We start from the raw sequence: 17,981 nt of genomic DNA, 5'->3' as shown, positions 1-17,981 counted from the left end.
GGATCATCCTTTCTCCGGCGCGTCAAACACGATGCTGACGCCTTGGTGTGCGGGTACGTCTGAAAGCGCGGCTCCGAGAAGGCCGCTTTTAGGGTCGACCGGGAAGCATACCAGATTGCCCGAATAGCGGTTGGCGGCGAGCAAAAACCGTCCGCCGGGCGCAAGCGCGATATCGCGCGGATGGTCGCCGCCGCAGGAGACAAGCTGGATCGTGCGCGTCTGCCCGCCCTCGGCCGAAAGAACGGCGATGCGGTTTGCGCCGCGGATGGAAACATACAAAAACCGTTCATCCTCCGACAGGCGGATGGCCGCCGTTTCGCTGCCCGGAAGCAGGGCTTCCGGCAGAAGCGGCGTGCGCTTCGCGCGCGTGAACGCGCCGTCCTCGCCTGCGCGGAACGTGTAAACCGCGTTTTCCGTCTGCGCGGCGGTGAAAAGCCGCCCGTGCGCCCGGTCGAACACCGCGTGGCGCGGGCCGCTGCCCTGTGGGAACGCGAGCACATCGTGCAGTGCGAATTGGTTTTCCAAATCAAATATGCGGATTTCATCCAGATTCATACAAGGAACAAGCAAAAACCGTCCGTGCGGCACAGCCTGATGGCAGCCCGCGCCGGAACCGATGCGGATGACATGCTCGACTGTGGGCGCGCCGTTTTCCACACGGCAGACGGTCACCGTGCCATCGTGGAAGTTGGCGGTATAAACACGGTCGCCGTCAAACGCCACGTGACAGCCCGAAATTTTCTCAAACAGCGTTTCCTGCGCACGGTTTCCGCCGCGCAGGCCGGTGAGCGACAGCCCCGCGCCGTTTTCCCGCCGGACGATCGAGGCCAGCAGGCCGTCCCCCCGCAGCGCGAGGTATTTCGAGTCGGGCACGTCTAAAAAGCGTTCGGGCGCGGTCAGCGCGCCGGTTTCCGTATCGAGAAAAAAGCGGTACACGCCGTCGCTCTCTGGCGACAGGTATGTGCCCAGATATCCGGTCAGCTTTGCCATGGCGGCCTCCTTTTTGTTATAGTATGCCCCTTTATCTGTAATTATATATATTACAGTTTGATGATACAAGAACAAAATTTCACAAAAAATATACAGAGAATGTGTATCATTGTGATAACCTTGTGCGGAAACGGGTATTTGCGCCCTGCACAGAAAGGCGTTATACTAAAGACAGCATGGTTTAAAATGGAGGAAATTGCTATGGTGATCGCCGATCTTCATATACATTCCCGCTATTCCCGCGCCACCAGCCGGGAGGGCGATGCGCCGCACCTGGACCTATGGGCACGCCGCAAGGGCATCGGTCTTCTTGGCACCGGGGATTTCACGCATCCCGCGTGGCGCGCCGAGCTCAAAGAGCAGCTCGTGCCCGCCGGAGAGGGCGTGTACACGCTGCGGGAGGATCTTCGCCTGCCGGGCGCCATGCCGGGGGATGCGCCGCGCTTTGTGGTGACGGGCGAGATCAGCTCGATCTACAAGCGGGACGGCAAGACCCGCAAGGTGCACAATCTCATTCTGCTGCCCAGCCTCGAGGCGGCGGACGAGCTTTCCGCGCGGCTCGAGGCCATCGGAAACATCCGTTCGGACGGGCGGCCCATTCTGGGTCTGGACAGCCGCGACCTGCTCGAGCTGACGCTCGAGACCTGCCCGGACGCGGAATTTATCCCCGCGCATATCTGGACGCCGCATTTCTCAATGTTCGGCGCGTTTTCCGGGTTTGAAACGGTTGAGGCGTGCTTTGACGATCTTGCGCCGCACATCCACGCGGTAGAGACCGGGCTTTCGTCCGACCCGCCGATGAATTGGCGCGTGTCCGCGCTGGACGGACTGACGCTGGTGTCCAATTCGGACGCGCATTCGCCGTCCAAGCTGGGGCGCGAGGCCAACCTGCTGGAACATGCGCGCACCTATCCCGAGCTGATGCGCGCCATCCGCACGGGCGAGGGCTTTTTGGGCACGGTCGAGTTTTTCCCGGAGGAGGGCAAGTACCATCTGGACGGCCACCGGAACTGCGGCGTATGCCTGACGCCCGCCGAGACCCTCGCGCGGGGCGGCCTGTGCCCGGTGTGCGGCAAAAAGCTGACCATCGGGGTCGAGCACCGGGTTGAGGAGCTGGCCGACCGTCCGGAGGATTACCGCCCCGCCGGGGCAAAGCCCTTTGAGAGCCTCGCGCCGCTGCCCGAGGCGGTCGCCGCGTCGACGGGCGGCGCGGCAGCGGGCAAAAAGACCGCCGAACAGGTCGAGCGGCTGCTGCGCGAGTTGGGGCCGGAATTTTATATTTTGCGGCAGGCGCCGATTTCGGACATCGAGCGGGTAGCGGGGCCGTGCGTGGCCGAGGGCATCCGCCGGCTGCGGCTGGGACAGGTCGAGCGGCGCGCCGGGTTCGACGGGGAATACGGCACGATCTCACTGCTGATGCCCGCAGAGATCGAGCAGATGAGCGGACAGATCTCACTGTTCGGCGTGGAAACCACGAAAAAGCCACAAAAACCGGGAAAAGAACGGGGAAAAGCGGCGTCCGACCCTGAAAAGCAGCAGGAAAAACCGCTTGCCGAAGCACTTAACCCGGCGCAGCAGGCGGCGGTGACGGCGGAGGAGCGGACAGTCGCGGTCGTGGCGGGTCCGGGCACGGGAAAGACAAAGACGTTGGTCGCCCGCATCGCCTATCTGGTCGAAACGCGGGGCGTGAAGCCCAGTGAAATCACCGCCGTGACGTTCACCAACCAGGCCGCCGCGGAAATGCGCCAGCGGCTGGAAAAGCGTCTGGGCGGTAAGCGCGCCGTTTCGCGCATGACGATCGGCACGTTCCACGCCATTTGTCTCGACCTGCTGAAAGGCGCGCGCCTGATTGGGCCGGGCGAAGCGCTGACGGTCGCGGCCGAAACGCTGCGCGAAACCGGCGGCAAAGGGAGCGCCAAAGGTCTGCTGCAGGCGGTGTCCCGCGTGAAAAACGGCGCGTCGCTGGAAGCGGCGGGACTGGACAACGCACGATACGAAGCGTATTGCGCCCGCCTGCGCGCGCTGGGTATGCTTGATTTTGACGATCTGCTTTCCGAAGCGCTGAAGCTCGATCCCACGGGACGGAAACAGTTCACGCATTTGCTGGTGGATGAATTTCAGGATATTAACAACACGCAGTATGAGCTGGTGCGCGCATGGAGCCGGGGCGGCAAAAGCCTGTTCGCCATTGGAGACCCGGATCAGTCCATTTATGGCTTTCGCGGCGCGAGCGCGCGCTGCTTTGCGCGGCTTTCAGAGGACAAGCCGGACACGCGCGTGATCCGCCTGACGGAAAACTACCGTTCCACGCCCGAGATCGTCGAGGCAGCGGGCAAGGTCATTGAGAAGAACCCGGGCGGGGGGCGGGAGCTGCACGCTGACCGTCCGTCGGGCGCGGCGGTGCGGCTTATCCGCGCGGCGGACGGCTTTACCGAGGCTGTGTTCGTTGCCAAGGAAATCGGCCGCATGGTGGGCGGTGTGGACATGCTGGAGGCGCAGAAGCTGGGGCACGAGCGGCAAACGCGCGCGTTTGCTGATATCGCGGTGCTGTGCCGTACCCACCGCCAACTGGAGCTGATCGAAAAATGCCTGCGGCACGATGATATCCCCTGCATTATCAGCGGCCGGGAGGATTTTCTGGATGACGATAGTGTGCGCGGCGCGCTGGCGTTCTGGCGGTCGCTGGAAACGCCGGGGGACGGCGCGGCGCTCGAGACCGCGCTGCGTTTGTTATGGGACTGCCCGGCTGATCTGATTGAAAAAGCACAAAAAGCCTGCGCCGCGCAAATGCGCTTCGATTTGGATCCTTTGCGCGAAGCCGCTCGCGGTTATGGCCATTTGGAAGCGTGGCTTGCCCGCGCGGCCGAGTGGCTGCCGCATATGAAAGACAAGCCGCGTGCGCTGGTCGAACGCTGGGAGGAGCAATTCGGCGCTACGCCCGCGCTCGAACGCCTGCGCAGCTCGGCGGTGTTTCACGCGGATTTTGCCGGCCTGTGGAACGCGCTCTCCTTGGGGCAGGAGGCAGACCTGCGCCGCGCGGCGGGCAAGGGCTGGGAATCGGGCGCTGTGCGCCTGATGACGCTGCACGGCGCGAAAGGGCTGGAATTTCCGGCAGTGTTCGTGACGGGGGTTGGCAAGGGCGGCCTGCCGCTGGAATCTGCGGCGCGGCCTGCCGACATCGAGGAGGAACGGCGGCTGTTTTACGTCGGCATGACCCGCGCGCGGGACGAGCTGATTCTCACCACGAGCGGCGAGCCCTCCGTCTTTTTGGACGACCTGCCGGACAGCGTGCGGCGGGAAACCGCGGGCAGGCGGCGCGAAAAGCCCATGGAGCAAATCAGCCTGTTTTAAGCAAAGCAATAGAAAAGCGCCCCATTTGGAATGCAAATGGGGCGCTTTTTCTGACAGGCGGAGGCGCTCGCGCGATGTCGCCGCTGCGGGGGACGGTGATATTTTGGATCGACAGAAAAGTTTATGTGTTTTGGGCAATGCGGCTGGTATATCGTTACCCTTCGTAATCGTCCTCATTCTCCCAATTGTGCCAGACGTTCTGCACATCGTCGTTGTCCTCGAGGTTGTCGAGCAGCTTTCGCATCTGGGCCATGTCCTCTTCCTTCTCGAGGGAGATATAGTTCTGCGGCACACGCTCCACCTCGGCCTCAACAAACGAATAGCCCAGCGTTTCCAACGCCTCGCGCACGGCGGAAAAATCCTCAGGCGCGGTGTAAATCTCAAAGGTTTGCTCGTCGGCCTGAAAATCCTCCGCGCCGGCCTCGAGCGCCTGCATCATGACGGTGTCCTCTTCGTGGTCGCCGCGCTCGATGATGATAACGCCCTTCTTGTCAAACTGCCAGGATACGCACCCGGTAGCGCCCAGTCCCGCGCCGTATTTATCGAACAGGTGGCGCACATCGGCCACCGTGCGGTTTTTGTTGTCGGTCAGCGTCTCGACGACGACCGCCACACCGCCCACGCCATAGCCCTCGTAATCGTTGGCTTCGTAGGTGACCTGTCCGTTCGCGCCCGAATATTTATCGAGCGTGCGCTTGATATTGTCGTTCGGCATGTTGTTGGCCTTGGCCTTGGCGATGCAGTCGCGCAGGCGGGCGTTGAAGTCCGGGTTGGCTGAGCCGCCTTCCTTGATCGCGATCGCCATTTCACGGCCGATTTTAGTAAAAATTTTGGCTTTTTTCGCATCGTTCGCGCCCTTGCGCTTGGCAATATTATGCCACTTGGAATGTCCCGACATGCTGCATGTCCCTCTTTCTATCACAATTTTTATAAAATAAACATCGTAAAACGCCCTAATAAGGCATAATAAGTTTATCAAAAAATTTTCTGTTGCGCAAGGGTCTGTACGTATATTTTGTACGCGCGGACGCCATACTAGCATTGAAAAATCCATTAAAAGAGGTGCTTTATTATGAACAAGCAGAATAACAACCAGCAGAACAACAGCCAGAACCAGAGCAATAACCAGCAGAACAACAACCAGAACCAGAGCAACAACCAGAATCAGAACAACAGCCAGAACAAGAACAACCAGAGCCAGCAGAACAAGAAGAACGACTCCCAGTTCTGATTTTGCCCCCGTCAGGGGGTACATACGCATTGCGCGGCGTGCGGGGAAATGGTATGATAACTACCAGAAACACCGCAAAGGAGCACAGCGCATGCAATCGGCACAGAACATCCTAAAGCAATATTTCGGCTTCGAAAGCTTTCGTCCCGGGCAGGGCGAGCTGGTGGAGGCCATCCTCTCAGCCCGCGATACGCTCGGCGTTATGCCGACCGGCGCGGGCAAATCGCTGTGCTATCAGGTGCCCGCGCTGCTTTTCAGCGGGCTGACCATCGTCGTTTCGCCGCTCATTTCGCTGATGCAGGACCAGGTGCAGGCGCTGCGCGAGGCAGGCGTGCCCGCGGCGTGCCTGAACAGCGCGCTTTCGCCCGCCGAGCTGGGCGATACGCTTTATGAAGCGCGGCAGGGACGGTATAAGCTGCTGTATGTCGCGCCCGAACGGCTGATGACACCGGAATTTCTGTCGCTTTCGCGCGAGATGCCCGTTTCCATGCTCACAGTGGACGAGGCGCATTGTATTTCCCAGTGGGGACAGGATTTCCGGCCGAGCTATCTGCAAATCCTGGATTTTCTCCAAACGCTGCCGCAGCGCCCGCTCGTCTCGGCGTTCACGGCGACCGCGACGCAGACCGTGCGCGACGATATCGTACGCGCCCTCGGGCTGATCGATCCGTTCGTCAAAACGACCGGGTTCGACCGTCCGAACCTATATTTTGCGGTTGAGCGCCCGCCCAGCAAGCCGCAGGCGCTGCTGCGGCTGATTGCCGCGCGGGCGGGCAAGAGCGGTATCGTCTACTGTGCGACGCGCAAAACGGTCGAGGACGTGTGCGAAATGCTGTGCGCAAAGGGCCTTTCGGCCGCGCGCTACCACGCGGGGCTGCCGCCCGAGGAGCGTGAGCGAAACCAGAACGACTTCCTATACGACCGCGTTTCCATCATGGTCGCCACAAACGCATTCGGCATGGGTATCGATAAATCAAACGTATCGTTTGTCATCCATTATAACATGCCCAAAAACATGGAGAGCTATTATCAGGAGGCCGGCCGCGCCGGGCGGGACGGCGAACCCGCCGACTGTATTCTGCTGTACAGCGGAAAGGATGTCCATACCGCCCAGTTTTTGATTGAGCGCAGCCATGAGGTAGAGGAAGATTCCATAGACCCGGAAACACGTGCGGAACTGATTGCGCGCGATATGGAACGCCTGCGCCAGATGACCTTTTATGCAACGACCACCGAATGCCTGCGGCGAAGCATTTTGCGCTATTTTGGCGAGGACGCGCCCGTATCCTGCGGGCATTGCGGCAACTGCGACACCACCTTTGAGCAGATCGACGCGACCGTGGACGCGCAGAAGATTTTGTCCTGTGTCTATCGCCTGGCCGAACGCCGGCTGCATTTCGGCAAGGGCGTGGTCACGGCCGTTTTGTGTGCAAACAAAAATGAGAAAATCGAGTCATTTGGACTGGAAACCCTATCCACCTATGGCATTATGTCTGAACAGACCGCGGTGCGTGTGCGCCAGCTGATCGATGTGCTCATTGAGCGCGGCTTTCTTGCCGCCGACCCTGAGCGGTATAACGCGCTTTTTCTGACCGGCGAGGGCAACGCGCTCATGCGGGGCCGCGGCTCGTTTGTCCTTTCGCTGCCGCGCGAGAAAAAACGCGCCCAGCCCGAAACGGATGCCGCTGGCAGCGGCGGCGCGTTGTTCGAGCGTCTGCGCAGGCTGCGCGGCAAAATTGCCGCAAAGGCGCATGTGCCGCCTTATGTCATCTTTTCCAACGCGACGCTTTCCGACATGGCGGCGCGCCAGCCGATCACCGAGTTTGAGTTCCTCGCGTGCCGCGGCGTGGGCGAGGCCAAGGCCGCGAAATACGGCGAGGCATTTTTGGAAGAGATCAAAGCGTTTCTGCGGGAGCAGGCATGAAAAAGGCGGCAAAAGCCGCCTTTCTTTATTTTGACGGGAGCGCAGGTTTATCGGTGCGCCCGAGCAGATAATCGGCAGAAGGATCGTAGCAATCAACCAGTTTCCGCAAGGCTTACGGCTCGCTTTTGCCTGCAGGACAACGCGCGAAAAGCCCGGCACTGACGCCTGTTTTCAAAAATTTATTGTATTTTGCCCGCAATGACCGTATCATAAAAGCAGAGTAGGAGGCGGGTCTATGATTTTTACCGTAACGCTGAATCCCTCGCTGGATTATATCGTGCGCACGCACCGGCTGACTCCCGGCGCGCTTTGCCGCACGCAGAACGAAGCGCTTTATCCGGGCGGCAAGGGCGTTAATGTGTCGCTCATGCTCGCGCGGCTCGGGCTCCCCTCCCGCGCGACCGGCTTTCTCGCGGGAGACACCGGCGCGCTGTTTGAAAAGCTGCTGCATTCCTCCATGATCGAGCAGGATTTTGTGCAGCTACCCGCCGGGCGCACGCGCATCAACGTCAAGGTGCGCGCGGACGGCGAGACTGAACTCAACGGCGCGGGACCGGCGGTCGGCGAGGCCGCGCTCGGGTCGCTTGGCGAACGTCTGGACGCTTTGCAGCCGGGCGACTGGCTCGTGCTGTCCGGCTCGGTGCCGCCCGGCCTGCCTGTCAATATTTATGCGCGGCTAATCGCCCGCGCGGCAAAAAAAGGCGCGAAAACGGTGGTCGACACATCGGGCGACGCACTGACGCACGCGCTTTCCGGTTCTCCCGCCCTCGTGAAACCCAATCTGGATGAATTGGGCGCCGCTGTGGGGCGGCCGCTGCGCACGCCTGAAGAGGCGGCCACCGCCTCCGCGGCTTTGCAGCGGGCGGGGGCGAAAGCTGTGCTCGTCTCGATGGGCGGCGCGGGCGCATTGCTGCTGCCGGAAGACGGCGGCGCGCTGCTCGCCGCCGCGCCTGCCGGGCAGGCGCGGAATACCGTCGGCGCGGGGGACGCGATGGTGGCCGCATATTTGACTGCCGCCGCGCACGGGCTTTCCACCGCCGATACACTGCGCTACGCGGTCGCCGCAGGCTCAGCCGCCGCTTTTTGCGACTGGCTGCCCGAACGCGATGCGGTCGAAACGCTTTTTGCACAGATTGACAGCCCCCGTCCGGTCTGCTATAATAAATGAGCGTGCCGCCATGGCGGAACTGGTAGACGCAGGGGACTTAAAATCCCCCGGTAGCGATACTGTGCCGGTTCGATTCCGGCTGGCGGCACCAATAGAAACCCCGTATTCATCAGAATACGGGGTATTTTTTTAATTTTTTATGATTTTACTTTTCATCCCAATTGCGTTTTGGTGTTTGTTTGGTGTTTATCGCACCGTTTTCTGCCCTGCGCTGGATAGCACCCGAAAGGACAGTTTCCAGCGCTTTCGCTGCCGCCGCCCCAGCATGTAAATAAACGGTCTGCCTCTTTCCAGTGGTCGCCTACCTGCAACCGCTGCTTAGATTGGCTAAGGCGGTGCTGTTTGAGCCTATACAAGGCATCCGCAGTCAATTTAATAACGCGGCGGGAAGCCCTTTTTTCCAGTCAATATCTTTCCATTCCAGACCACAAAGTTCGCCGCGCCGCAAACCCGTATATAGTAGAATCGACACCATAACGCGATACTGCTCAGGGGCATCTTGCAGGGCATCCAATAATTGCGCCGACTGCTCGACGCAGGGCAGACAGAAATCAGCAAGCGCGGCCTGTTCCAGCTTGTCAACGGCAGGATGGGCAATATGGAACGGATGCAGCCCAGATTAAACGTGCTGCTCCGGCGCGGCTATCTGTGCCTGAAAAAACACGGCACAGGAGGCAGGCCGACGGGAAAATCATTCTGAACCTATTGAACCTGCGAGGTGGGTGTTTCATAGAAGTATACAAAACACGACACATTGCCTTGGTATTTAGGCGTATATCATAATGCGCCGTGCCCTATGGGTGCTTAGATGGCGGAATCAGGAGGTGTTCCCCGAATGAGGAAAAACCGGGTTTTAGGCGCGGTGCGTCTACTCGGCGGGGTGCTGGACAAGGGAAACCCGCTCGCGCGTATGAGGGGGTAAAACAGGTATTGACAAAGCAATTATAGATGCATATACTATTCATATCAAATTATTTTGATGTGAGGTGCGTTGTGGCAAACAGTTTTTATGCTCAGGCAAAAATATTCAAGGCACTATGCGACCCTAAGCGCTTAGCAATACTGGAATTGCTGCGCAGCGGTGAAAAGTGCGCTTGTGTATTAATAGACGAGTTGCATATGGGACAGTCTGCTGTGTCCTATCATATGAAAATTTTATGTGAATCTGGTATAGTATCAAGCCGTCAAGACGGAAAATGGACGCATTACAGCTTAAACACGGCGGGAAGCAAAGCTGCCGCTGCCCTACTGTTGCAGCTTACGACACCAGACGCGGAACAGCTTGGCAAAAGCGATTGAGAAAGCCATCTTTCAGGGATGGCCTTTTTTTAGCACCACACATCAAAATAATTTGATTTAAAACTCAAATGGAGGTTAGATTTTGGAAATCTTAAAAACTTTCTGGCTGTTCATACAAAATCAAGTTCTCGGTATGCAGTGGTTAAACTCAATAATTGGAAAAGGGATTTCTGCTCTTGGACTAGATATCACAACTCGCTTAGGAGGCAGTATTCAGTTTTTCTTTTATGACACAATAAAAATCACGGTATTGCTTTGCCTACTGATTTTCCTTATTTCATATATTCAAAGCTATTTCCCACCGGAAAGAAGCAAGCGTATATTGGGGCGTTTTCACGGGATCTGGGCAAATATTGTTTCCGCACTATTGGGAACAGTCACTCCCTTTTGCTCTTGTTCTTCCATCCCGCTTTTTATTGGGTTTACCAGTGCGGGGTTGCCTCTAGGCGTGACCTTTTCCTTTCTAATTTCGTCCCCTATGGTTGATTTAGGGAGCCTAGTCCTGCTGATAAGCATTTTTGGTGCAAAAATAGCGGTAATTTATGTAATCGTCGGTCTGCTTATTGCCGTAATTGGAGGCACAATTATTGAAAAACTGCATATGGAACCATACGTGGAAGATTTTATTCACAGCACGGGCAGTGTAGATATCGAATTACCCACACTCACCAAACGCGATCGGGTGCAATATGCAAAAGAGCAGGTTGGTTCTACGTTTAGAAAGGTGTTCCCTTATATCTTGGTTGGCGTAGGCATTGGCGCAGTCATTCATAACTGGATACCCGAACATTGGATAAAGGCTGTGCTTGGCGGTAATAGTCCATTCGGGGTATTGGTGGCAACTCTAGTGGGTATTCCGATGTACGCTGATATTTTTGGTACCATACCAATTGCCGAAGCGCTGCTGTTCAAGGGCGCGCAATTGGGCACGATTCTCGCGTTTATGATGGCGGTAACAACGTTAAGTCTTCCCTCTTTGATTATGCTGCGCAAAGCGGTAAAACCAAAGCTGCTTGCTTTGTTCGTTGCTGTTTGTATGATTGGCATTGTAATAGTAGGCTACCTATTCAATGCCTTTCAGCCCTTTCTGGTTTAGGCATAAATCGTGACAATCACCACAATAACAAACGAATAGGAGACACTATAATGACACTGTTTGGATTGAAAAAGGATAAAAGCGTTAACCACAGTGCAACGAATAATGCTGATATGATGGAGCCTGTGAAAGCAAACAAAGCGAGCGCGGATGTAAAAGTATTGGGCACAGGGTGCGCTAAATGCAATGCGCTGGAAGTCGCGGTAAAAGAAGCGCTTACTGAGCTTGGTATGGATACGGCGATTGAGCATGTTACTAATTTTACTCAAATCGCGTCTTATGGGGTAATGACAACCCCGGCGCTTGTCGTGAATGGGAAAGTGGTTTCGTATGGCAAAGTGCTGAAAAAAGATGAGGCAATCGCATTAATACAGAAAGAGAGAGCATAAGTATGAGGCAACGGCCGAAAGTGGCATTTATATGCGTTCACAACTCTTGCCGCAGTCAGATTGCCGAAGCTTTGGGAAAGGCTTTGGCAGCCGATGTGTTTGAAAGCTATTCTGCAGGAACGGAATTGAAGCCTCGCATAAACCCTGACGCTGTGCGGTTGATAAAACAGATTTATAACATTGACATGGAACAGACGCAACGGAGCAAATTGCTATGTGACATTCCCCCTGTCGATATAGTGGTTACTATGGGATGTAATGTTCAGTGCCCGGCAATTCCCTGCAGGAGGCGCGAAGATTGGGGGTTGGATGATCCAACAGATAAAGGGGACAACGAGTTCAGACAAATTATTGCCTGCATTCACAAAAAAATCATTCAATTAAAAGATAGTCTACGATGAATTAAAAAAGAGTTACCCGATAAATGGGTAACTCTTTTTTGGGTCTTTCATTAAAAATATTTTTACAGCGCCGCGCTCACGCCGTTAATGCACGCGGATTCGCCGTTTTCGAGCGGAATGACCAGGCATTTCTGCCCGCCGATGACCTCGGTCTTGATCTTTTCGGCCTTTTCCTCGGGCACTTGCAGCACGATGCCTGCGCCGGTTTCCGCCCACGGCGGCGCGTCGTCCCCGGCTTCTGCCTGCTGCGCGAGCTGTTCCTTAAGCGCCGAAACCTGCTCTTCCAGTGCGAGCGTGCGTTCGCGCTGCGCGCTCTGCGCGACGAGTTTGGTATCCAGCAGGTTTTGCGCGGCAGGCGGCATCTGGCCGAACTCCTCAGCGTACGCCCGCTCGATGTGCGCTCTCGCGCTGTCCGCCACGCCCGCGTCCTCCAAAACCCCGGCGACGGCCTCGCGCGTCAGCGTGACCGGAGGAAGCGTTTCGTCCTCCTCTTGCTCGACGACCAGACCGTTTAAATTCTTCTGGATCTTTAAAAAAGCGGTCTCCGCCTGCTCTTCCTCTTCGCCGAACGCGCTTTTCACGATGGTCTCGAACGTTTCGCGCTCTTCGGCGGCGGTGCGCTGGGACACACAGCCCAGCACGTTCTCCACAAACTCCGGATGGGATTCCTTGGCGTTTTTCAGGTAATACAGCGCGGCGGAAACGTCGCTCCCGCGCTCGGCAAACGCGGGATAGACGAAGCCGAGATCGGGCAGGCCGACCACCCAGTCGCGTGCGCGCGCGCCGATACGGTTTTCCTCCTCGCGGTAACCCAGCCCGGGCTTGGAAAGCTCGACCGGGCAGACCGCGCACAGCAGGTATTCATAGATTTCCTCGGATTCATCAAGCTTCTGGCGGTCGCTCGTGCGGGTCATCACGTCGTAAACGTCGTGATAGACGAGGATTAAGTAGTTGCCCGGATAGCGGTAGTGCTCGATGATCTGCTCGTATAGGCGGTCGAGCAGTTCGTCGTTTTTCAGCTTGCTGCCCTTGAGCGCGAGCAGGTATTGCTGGCGGGCGGCGGCGTCCTCTGTGCGGTCAAATTCCAGCTCCAGCAGGTTGTTGCCCAGCGTGCCCGAAAGCGTTTTTTTGGCGATCTCCAGATATTTAAAGAACTCGTCCTCCTCCAGATCAAGGAAAGGCTCGCTGAATTTCAGCACGACCTGCTTGCCCGAATTGACATAGCAGCCGCACACCCGCGTGACCGAGCATTCGGTCTTCTTCATCCGGCGGCGGAGTTCCAAAATATCCCGTTTTGTGATGTTCATGGCTTTGATGTTCCTTTCGCGATGCTCTTGTTTTCCAGTATAAGCTTTGGGAGCGCGGCGCGCAAGCGAAAAAATTCTGAAAACTTTTGTCCCGCCGGGTTTCGGTTTGGCGGAAAAGCATGTATAATGAGAGCACCACACGCGGAAAGGATGGAGAAAATATGGCTGACTTTGTATCCCATCATCTGTTTGGCGAGGACGTGCTGCCCGTGATGCCCGCGCCCGCGCAAATGGCCGCGAGACGCCGCCCGGCATGCTTTCGGTGGGGCTGCCAGGGCCCCGACCCGCTGTTTTACCGCAAAATTGCGGTCGGCAGCCCGCTGCACCGGGCGGGCAACCGTATGCACTCTGAAAAGGCCGGCGAACTGTTTTCCGCGCTGTCGCGCGCGGTGCATTGCCTGACAGGCGACGCGCACGAGATCGCGCAGGCGTATTTTTACGGCTTCCTTTGCCACTATGCGCTCGACAGCGAGATCCACCCCTACGTTTACTGCCGGCAGGAGCAGATCCGCTCGGCCGACCCGAAGCTGTCGGCATCGGCGGTGCACTGCCAGATTGAGAGCGATATCGATTATGCGCTCTATCTCGTACGCGAAAACGAGCCGGTCACAAAGTTTGACCCGGATGCGTTTTATGCGCTCGAAACGGACGAGCTCGCCGTGATCGCCTGCGTACTGCACGCTGCGCTGCGCATGGTATACGGTGAAGACGTGCCGACACGCGAGCTGCGCCGCGCATTCCAGGAAATGCTCGCGTGGGAGAATTTCCTCTATTCGGAAAGCCGGCTGGTCTACCGCGGCATGCAGAAAATCGAGCGCGCGCTCGGGCGCGGCGCGCTGCTCACCGGGCACATGAAGCTCGAGCGTCCAGAGTGGGACTGCCTCAATGAGGAGCACGGCCCGTGGAACAATCTGTGGACGCCGGGCGAAACGCGCACCGATTCGGTGCCCGAGCTGCTCGGCCTCGCGCGCATCCGCGCCGCCGCGCTCGCCGGGCAGTATGCCGCGCAGTTCGACGCGGGCTGGTTTTTGCAGCAGCCGTTTGACGTGCCGTTTGACAACGGCAACCCCAAACGCCTTGTGAAGCCAGAAGGCTAAAGAAAAACGCGCCGCTTTTGCGGCGCGTTTTGACGGTTTACCCTTGGCTTACCGCGGCATGCTATGGTAGAATAAACAAATAGTTTGCATTGGGAGGGGAGGCGGCGCACATGCTGCGGCATATGATCTATTATCTGCTTGCGGTCAACCTGATTGGCATGGCCGTATGCGTTTATGACAAGCTGGCGGCGCCGCGTTCGTGGACGCGCGTACCCGAGCGCACGCTCTTTTTCTGGGCGCTCGTGGGCGGCGGGCCGGGCGTGTACCTGACCATGCTGCTCATCCGGCACAAGACGCTGCATAAGCGGTTCATGCTGGGCATCCCCGCGCTTATGCTGCTGCAAGCGGCGATTTTTGCGGGACTTTATCATCTTTTAAAAGTAAGAGGGGTATTATGACAGACATCCTCATCCGCCTATTCGTGCCCGGCGCGGACAACGCGCGCGACGCGGCGGTGCGCGAACGCTACGGCGTGCTCTCGGGCGCGGTCGGCATCGCGTGCAACGTGTTTTTATTCGCCTTGAAGCTCGCGATCGGCCTTGTCACGCGGTCGATCTCGATCGCGGCCGACGCGTTCAACAACCTGTCCGATGGGCTTTCGTGCTTGATTTCCATCGTCGGCTTCAAGGTTTCAGGCAAGGCGCCGGACGCCAAGCACCCGTTCGGCTATGGCCGTACCGAATATATCGCGGGGCTCGCGGTGTCGATGATTATTCTGCTGGTCGGCGTGGAATTTCTCAAAACCTCGTTTGACCGCATCCTACACCCGGAGGAAATTGTATTTTCGGGCGTGCTGGTCGCCATTCTGGCGGTTTCCATGCTGGTCAAACTCTGGATGGGCGCGTTTAACCGCAAGATCGGCACACGCATCGACTCGCCCGTGCTGATGGCCGCCATGCAGGACAGCATCAATGACGTGGTCACGACCGGCGTGGTCATTCTGGGCATGGTCGCGGGCCGGTTCACCACGCTCCCGGTGGACGGCTATGTGGGCGTGCTGGTCGCGCTGTTCATCCTGTGGGCGGGCTTCGGCATCGCCAAGGATACGCTCGATCCGCTGCTCGGGCAGGCGGCTGATCCTGAGGTCGCGCAGGCCATTGAAAAGATTGTGCTCGAAGCCGATTACATCGTCGGCGTGCACGACTTGATCGTGCACAACTACGGCGCTGGCCGTTCGCTGGCCTCGCTTCACGCCGAGGTGCCGTGCAACGCGGACTTCGTCGCCGTGCACGAGATCATCGACGAGGCGGAAAAGCACGTCTGGCAGCGCACCGGCGTGTATCTTGTCATCCACATGGATCCGATCGACGTGGACAACGCGCACGTCGCCGCGCTGCGTGAGCAGGTGGACGCGACGCTGCGCGAAATCGACGAAACGCTCACCATGCATGATTTCCGCGTGGTGGACGGCGAGCGGCAGATCAACCTGATTTTCGACGTGGTCGTGCCGTTCAGCTATGACGACGACGACCGCCGCACGCTGATGATGACGCTGCGCGACCGCCTCAAAGAGATCGATAAGCGGTATAACCCGGTCGTCACGTTCGACCACCTGATGTGATATAAGGAAAGGGAAAACACATGCTGCTGATTCAAAATGGCCATATCATGGACCCTTACACCGGCCTCGACGAAAAGCGCGACGTGCTCGTCGGGGACGACGGGGTGATTTCGCGCGTGGACGCGCGCATCGACGCGCCTGCGGGCTGCGAAACGCTCGACGCTGCGGGGCTGACCGTCTCGCCCGGTTTTGTGGACGGCCACGTGCACTTCCGCGACCCCGGCCAGACCGAAAAGGAAGATGTGCATACCGGCGCGGCGGCGGCCACGGCGGGCGGCTACGCGGCGGTCATCTGCATGGCCAACACGCTGCCGACCTGCGATACGCCCGAAATCATCCAATATGTGACGAAAAAAGCGGAAAACGAACCGGTACAAGTGCTGCAGGCGGGCGCAGTCACCAAAGGCCTTAAGGGACAGGAGCTGACCGATTTCGCCGCCTTGCAATCGGCGGGCGCGCCCTGCCTGACCGACGACGGGATAAACCTCACCTCGGCCGCGCTGTGCCGCGCTGCCATGTGCGAGGCCAAACGGCTGGACATGCTGCTTTCTTTTCATGAAGAGGAACCGTCGCTCGTGCCGTCGCCCGGGGTCAACTTTGGATCGGCGGCCGCGAAAAAATTCGGCGTGCCCGGCGCGATGGCAAGCGCGGAAAGTGCGATGATCGCGCGCGACATCGCGCTCGCGCTCGATACCGGTGCGCGCGTACTGTTCCAGCATGTGTCGAGCGCGCAGTCGGTCGCGCTCATCCGCGCGGGCAAGGCGCTCGGCGCGGACATCCACGCCGAGGCGACGCCCCACCATATCTCGCTGACCGAGGCGGACGTGCTCACCTATGGCACGCTCGCGCGCATGAACCCGCCGCTCAGGAGCGAAAAGGACCGTCTCGCACTCATCGAGGGCCTGCGGGACGGCACGATCGACATGATTGCGACCGACCATGCGCCGCATACCGCGGCGGAAAAGGCGCGCGAGTTTGCGCGGGCGCCCTCGGGCATCACCGGGCTGGAGACCGCGTTTTCCGTTTGCAACACCTCCCTTACGCGGGCAGGGCATCTGACCAGAATGCAGCTTTTGGACAAAATGAGCCGCGCGCCCGCCGAATTGTACCGGCTGCCGCGCCACGCGGTCGAGGCGGGGTGCTTTGCAAGGCTCGTGCTGCTCGATTGGGACTGCGAAAAGACGTACACGTCTTACCGTTCCAAGGCGTCCAACACACCGTATACCGGCTTGAAACTGTATGGCACGCCGGCAGGCATCGTGACCGGATGCCGTGTCACCCGGTGACGTTATAAAAAATGAAAAACGCCCGGACGCTTTTCTGTCCGGGCGTTTTTGCGCTTTTTGGGCGGTTGAGAAAAAATTCCCAAACCAATGCCTACATATTTACAGCGCGGGCAGGGATACTACCACTACAGCCAAAAATTCCGTATTGGGAGGGAACGCAACAATGAAGGCAACCGGCATTGTACGCCGCATCGACGACCTGGGGCGTGTCGTCATTCCAAAAGAGATCCGCCGCACTCTGCGCATCCGGGAGGGAGACCCGCTTGAGATCTTCACCGACCGCGACGGAGAGGTGATCTTCAAGAAATATTCGCCCATGGGCGAAATGGGCACCGTTGCAAACGAGCTGGCCGAGGCGCTTTCGCGCACGGCGGGCCTGAGCTGCGCGATCTGTGACCGCGACGCGGTCATCGCAGTCGCGGGCGGCGCGAAAAAGGATATTTTTGAAAAAACGCTTTCGAGCGATTTTGAAACGCTTATGGAGCAGCGCACGGTCTACGAGCACAAGCTGGGCGACCCCAGCGATATCAGCATTTCCGAGCATGACGACTACCACGTGGTCGTCGCCGCGCCGATCATCACCGACGGCGATGTGACCGGCTGCGTCGCTTTCCTCAGCGAGGACGATTCGGCGGCGGCCAGCGAGGTCGATTCCAAGCTGAGCCAGACCGCGGCGCAGTTTTTAGCCAAGCACGTGGCGATGTAAGATTAAAATACCCGGCGGGGCGGCACACTATCCTTAAGAAAGATTAACTATTAGAAGTCAACCCCAAAAATGAAGGATGGTGGTAAAAAGTCAGATGGCTCGAAAAAGGTATAGCAAAGCAGAGGTCCGGCAGGACCTCAGATGGCTATTAAGGGGGATCAGGCTGCGGGGCAGT

General features: G+C 58.2%; 18 protein-coding genes and 1 tRNA gene. 15 read left to right on the top strand and 4 right to left on the bottom strand.

Translation table 11 applies throughout. The features are described from left to right. Nucleotides 1-3: 3 nt before the first annotated feature. The gene (locus SO058_RS05055) at nucleotides 4-990 is read right to left on the bottom strand and encodes a lactonase family protein (protein ID WP_320841904.1); all 987 of its coding nucleotides are present in this window, start codon (nucleotides 988-990) and stop codon (nucleotides 4-6) included. A 201-nt stretch (nucleotides 991-1,191) separates the two neighbouring features. Here SO058_RS05055 and SO058_RS05050 point away from each other — a divergent pair, with 201 nt between their 5' ends. Further along, a complete protein-coding gene (locus tag SO058_RS05050) occupies nucleotides 1,192-4,341 on the top strand; it encodes a UvrD-helicase domain-containing protein (RefSeq protein ID WP_320841903.1) in 3,150 nt (1,049 codons plus the stop codon). Between the two features lie 154 nt (nucleotides 4,342-4,495). Here the strand turns inward: SO058_RS05050 and SO058_RS05045 are convergent, their stop codons facing one another. After that, nucleotides 4,496-5,239: a YebC/PmpR family DNA-binding transcriptional regulator gene (locus SO058_RS05045; RefSeq protein ID WP_320841902.1), complete on the bottom strand. Its 744-nt coding sequence runs from the start codon at nucleotides 5,237-5,239 to the stop codon at nucleotides 4,496-4,498. Between the two features lie 174 nt (nucleotides 5,240-5,413). Here SO058_RS05045 and SO058_RS05040 point away from each other — a divergent pair, with 174 nt between their 5' ends. The 4 genes from SO058_RS05040 to SO058_RS05025 all read left to right on the top strand — a co-directional run bounded on the left by SO058_RS05040 (nucleotide 5,414) and on the right by SO058_RS05025 (nucleotide 8,755). Then, a complete protein-coding gene (locus SO058_RS05040) occupies nucleotides 5,414-5,572 on the top strand; it encodes a hypothetical protein (RefSeq protein ID WP_320841901.1) in 159 nt (52 codons plus the stop codon). A 91-nt stretch (nucleotides 5,573-5,663) separates the two neighbouring features. After that, nucleotides 5,664-7,496 carry a DNA helicase RecQ gene (gene recQ / locus SO058_RS05035; protein ID WP_320841900.1) on the top strand — a complete coding sequence of 611 codons (1,833 nt, stop codon included), beginning with the start codon at nucleotides 5,664-5,666 and terminating at the stop codon, nucleotides 7,494-7,496. Between the two features lie 235 nt (nucleotides 7,497-7,731). Then, entirely contained in the window at nucleotides 7,732-8,664 is a 933-nt protein-coding gene (pfkB, locus tag SO058_RS05030; RefSeq protein WP_320841899.1) for a 1-phosphofructokinase, read from the top strand. Between the two features lie 4 nt (nucleotides 8,665-8,668). Continuing rightward, nucleotides 8,669-8,755 (top strand) — tRNA-Leu (locus SO058_RS05025). Nucleotides 8,756-9,031: 276 nt separating this feature from the next. Here SO058_RS05025 and SO058_RS11115 read toward each other — a convergent pair. Beyond that, nucleotides 9,032-9,139 carry a tyrosine-type recombinase/integrase gene (locus tag SO058_RS11115; protein WP_442863037.1) on the bottom strand — a complete coding sequence of 36 codons (108 nt, stop codon included), beginning with the start codon at nucleotides 9,137-9,139 and terminating at the stop codon, nucleotides 9,032-9,034. A 42-nt stretch (nucleotides 9,140-9,181) separates the two neighbouring features. Here SO058_RS11115 and SO058_RS05020 point away from each other — a divergent pair, with 42 nt between their 5' ends. From SO058_RS05020 to SO058_RS05000, 5 genes are all read left to right on the top strand, one after another. Next, on the top strand, nucleotides 9,182-9,364 hold the full coding sequence (locus SO058_RS05020) for a hypothetical protein (protein WP_290573125.1): 183 nt from the start codon (nucleotides 9,182-9,184) through the stop codon (nucleotides 9,362-9,364). 293 nt (nucleotides 9,365-9,657) lie between these two features. Continuing rightward, a complete protein-coding gene (locus tag SO058_RS05015) occupies nucleotides 9,658-9,963 on the top strand; it encodes an ArsR/SmtB family transcription factor (RefSeq protein WP_290573126.1) in 306 nt (101 codons plus the stop codon). An 82-nt stretch (nucleotides 9,964-10,045) separates the two neighbouring features. Beyond that, nucleotides 10,046-11,059, top strand: coding sequence for a permease (locus SO058_RS05010; RefSeq protein ID WP_290573127.1), 1,014 nt, complete (start codon nucleotides 10,046-10,048; stop codon nucleotides 11,057-11,059). A gap of 113 nt (nucleotides 11,060-11,172) precedes the next feature. Further along, on the top strand, nucleotides 11,173-11,448 hold the full coding sequence (locus SO058_RS05005) for a thioredoxin family protein (protein WP_442863038.1): 276 nt from the start codon (nucleotides 11,173-11,175) through the stop codon (nucleotides 11,446-11,448). Nucleotides 11,449-11,450: 2 nt separating this feature from the next. Next, complete coding sequence (locus SO058_RS05000) at nucleotides 11,451-11,849, top strand: arsenate reductase ArsC (RefSeq protein WP_290573131.1); 399 nt, start codon at nucleotides 11,451-11,453, stop codon at nucleotides 11,847-11,849. A gap of 62 nt (nucleotides 11,850-11,911) precedes the next feature. Here the strand turns inward: SO058_RS05000 and SO058_RS04995 are convergent, their stop codons facing one another. Continuing rightward, nucleotides 11,912-13,150, bottom strand: a complete 1,239-nt coding sequence (locus tag SO058_RS04995) for a DUF4317 domain-containing protein (protein WP_290573140.1) — start codon at nucleotides 13,148-13,150, stop codon at nucleotides 11,912-11,914. Nucleotides 13,151-13,317: 167 nt separating this feature from the next. Between SO058_RS04995 and SO058_RS04990 the strand changes: the two genes are divergently transcribed. From SO058_RS04990 to SO058_RS04970, 5 genes are all read left to right on the top strand, one after another. Then, nucleotides 13,318-14,253, top strand: coding sequence for a zinc dependent phospholipase C family protein (locus tag SO058_RS04990; RefSeq protein WP_290573133.1), 936 nt, complete (start codon nucleotides 13,318-13,320; stop codon nucleotides 14,251-14,253). Between the two features lie 110 nt (nucleotides 14,254-14,363). Next, nucleotides 14,364-14,651: a DUF1294 domain-containing protein gene (locus SO058_RS04985; RefSeq protein WP_290573134.1), complete on the top strand. Its 288-nt coding sequence runs from the start codon at nucleotides 14,364-14,366 to the stop codon at nucleotides 14,649-14,651. After that, nucleotides 14,648-15,814: a cation diffusion facilitator family transporter gene (locus SO058_RS04980; protein ID WP_290573135.1), complete on the top strand. Its 1,167-nt coding sequence runs from the start codon at nucleotides 14,648-14,650 to the stop codon at nucleotides 15,812-15,814. Before SO058_RS04985 ends, SO058_RS04980 begins: the two co-directional genes overlap by 4 nt. 20 nt (nucleotides 15,815-15,834) lie before the next feature. Then, nucleotides 15,835-17,100, top strand: a complete 1,266-nt coding sequence (locus SO058_RS04975) for a dihydroorotase (RefSeq protein ID WP_320841898.1) — start codon at nucleotides 15,835-15,837, stop codon at nucleotides 17,098-17,100. Between the two features lie 163 nt (nucleotides 17,101-17,263). Next, a complete protein-coding gene (locus tag SO058_RS04970; protein ID WP_290573137.1) occupies nucleotides 17,264-17,806 on the top strand; it encodes a stage V sporulation T C-terminal domain-containing protein in 543 nt (180 codons plus the stop codon). Nucleotides 17,807-17,981: the final 175 nt, after the last annotated feature.

It is taken from the genome of Agathobaculum sp. (assembly GCF_034098985.1).
GTDB lineage: Bacteria > Bacillota > Clostridia > Oscillospirales > Butyricicoccaceae > Agathobaculum.
Note: the sequence above shows the minus strand (reverse complement) of the source record. Positions and strands in the feature narration are given on the sequence as shown.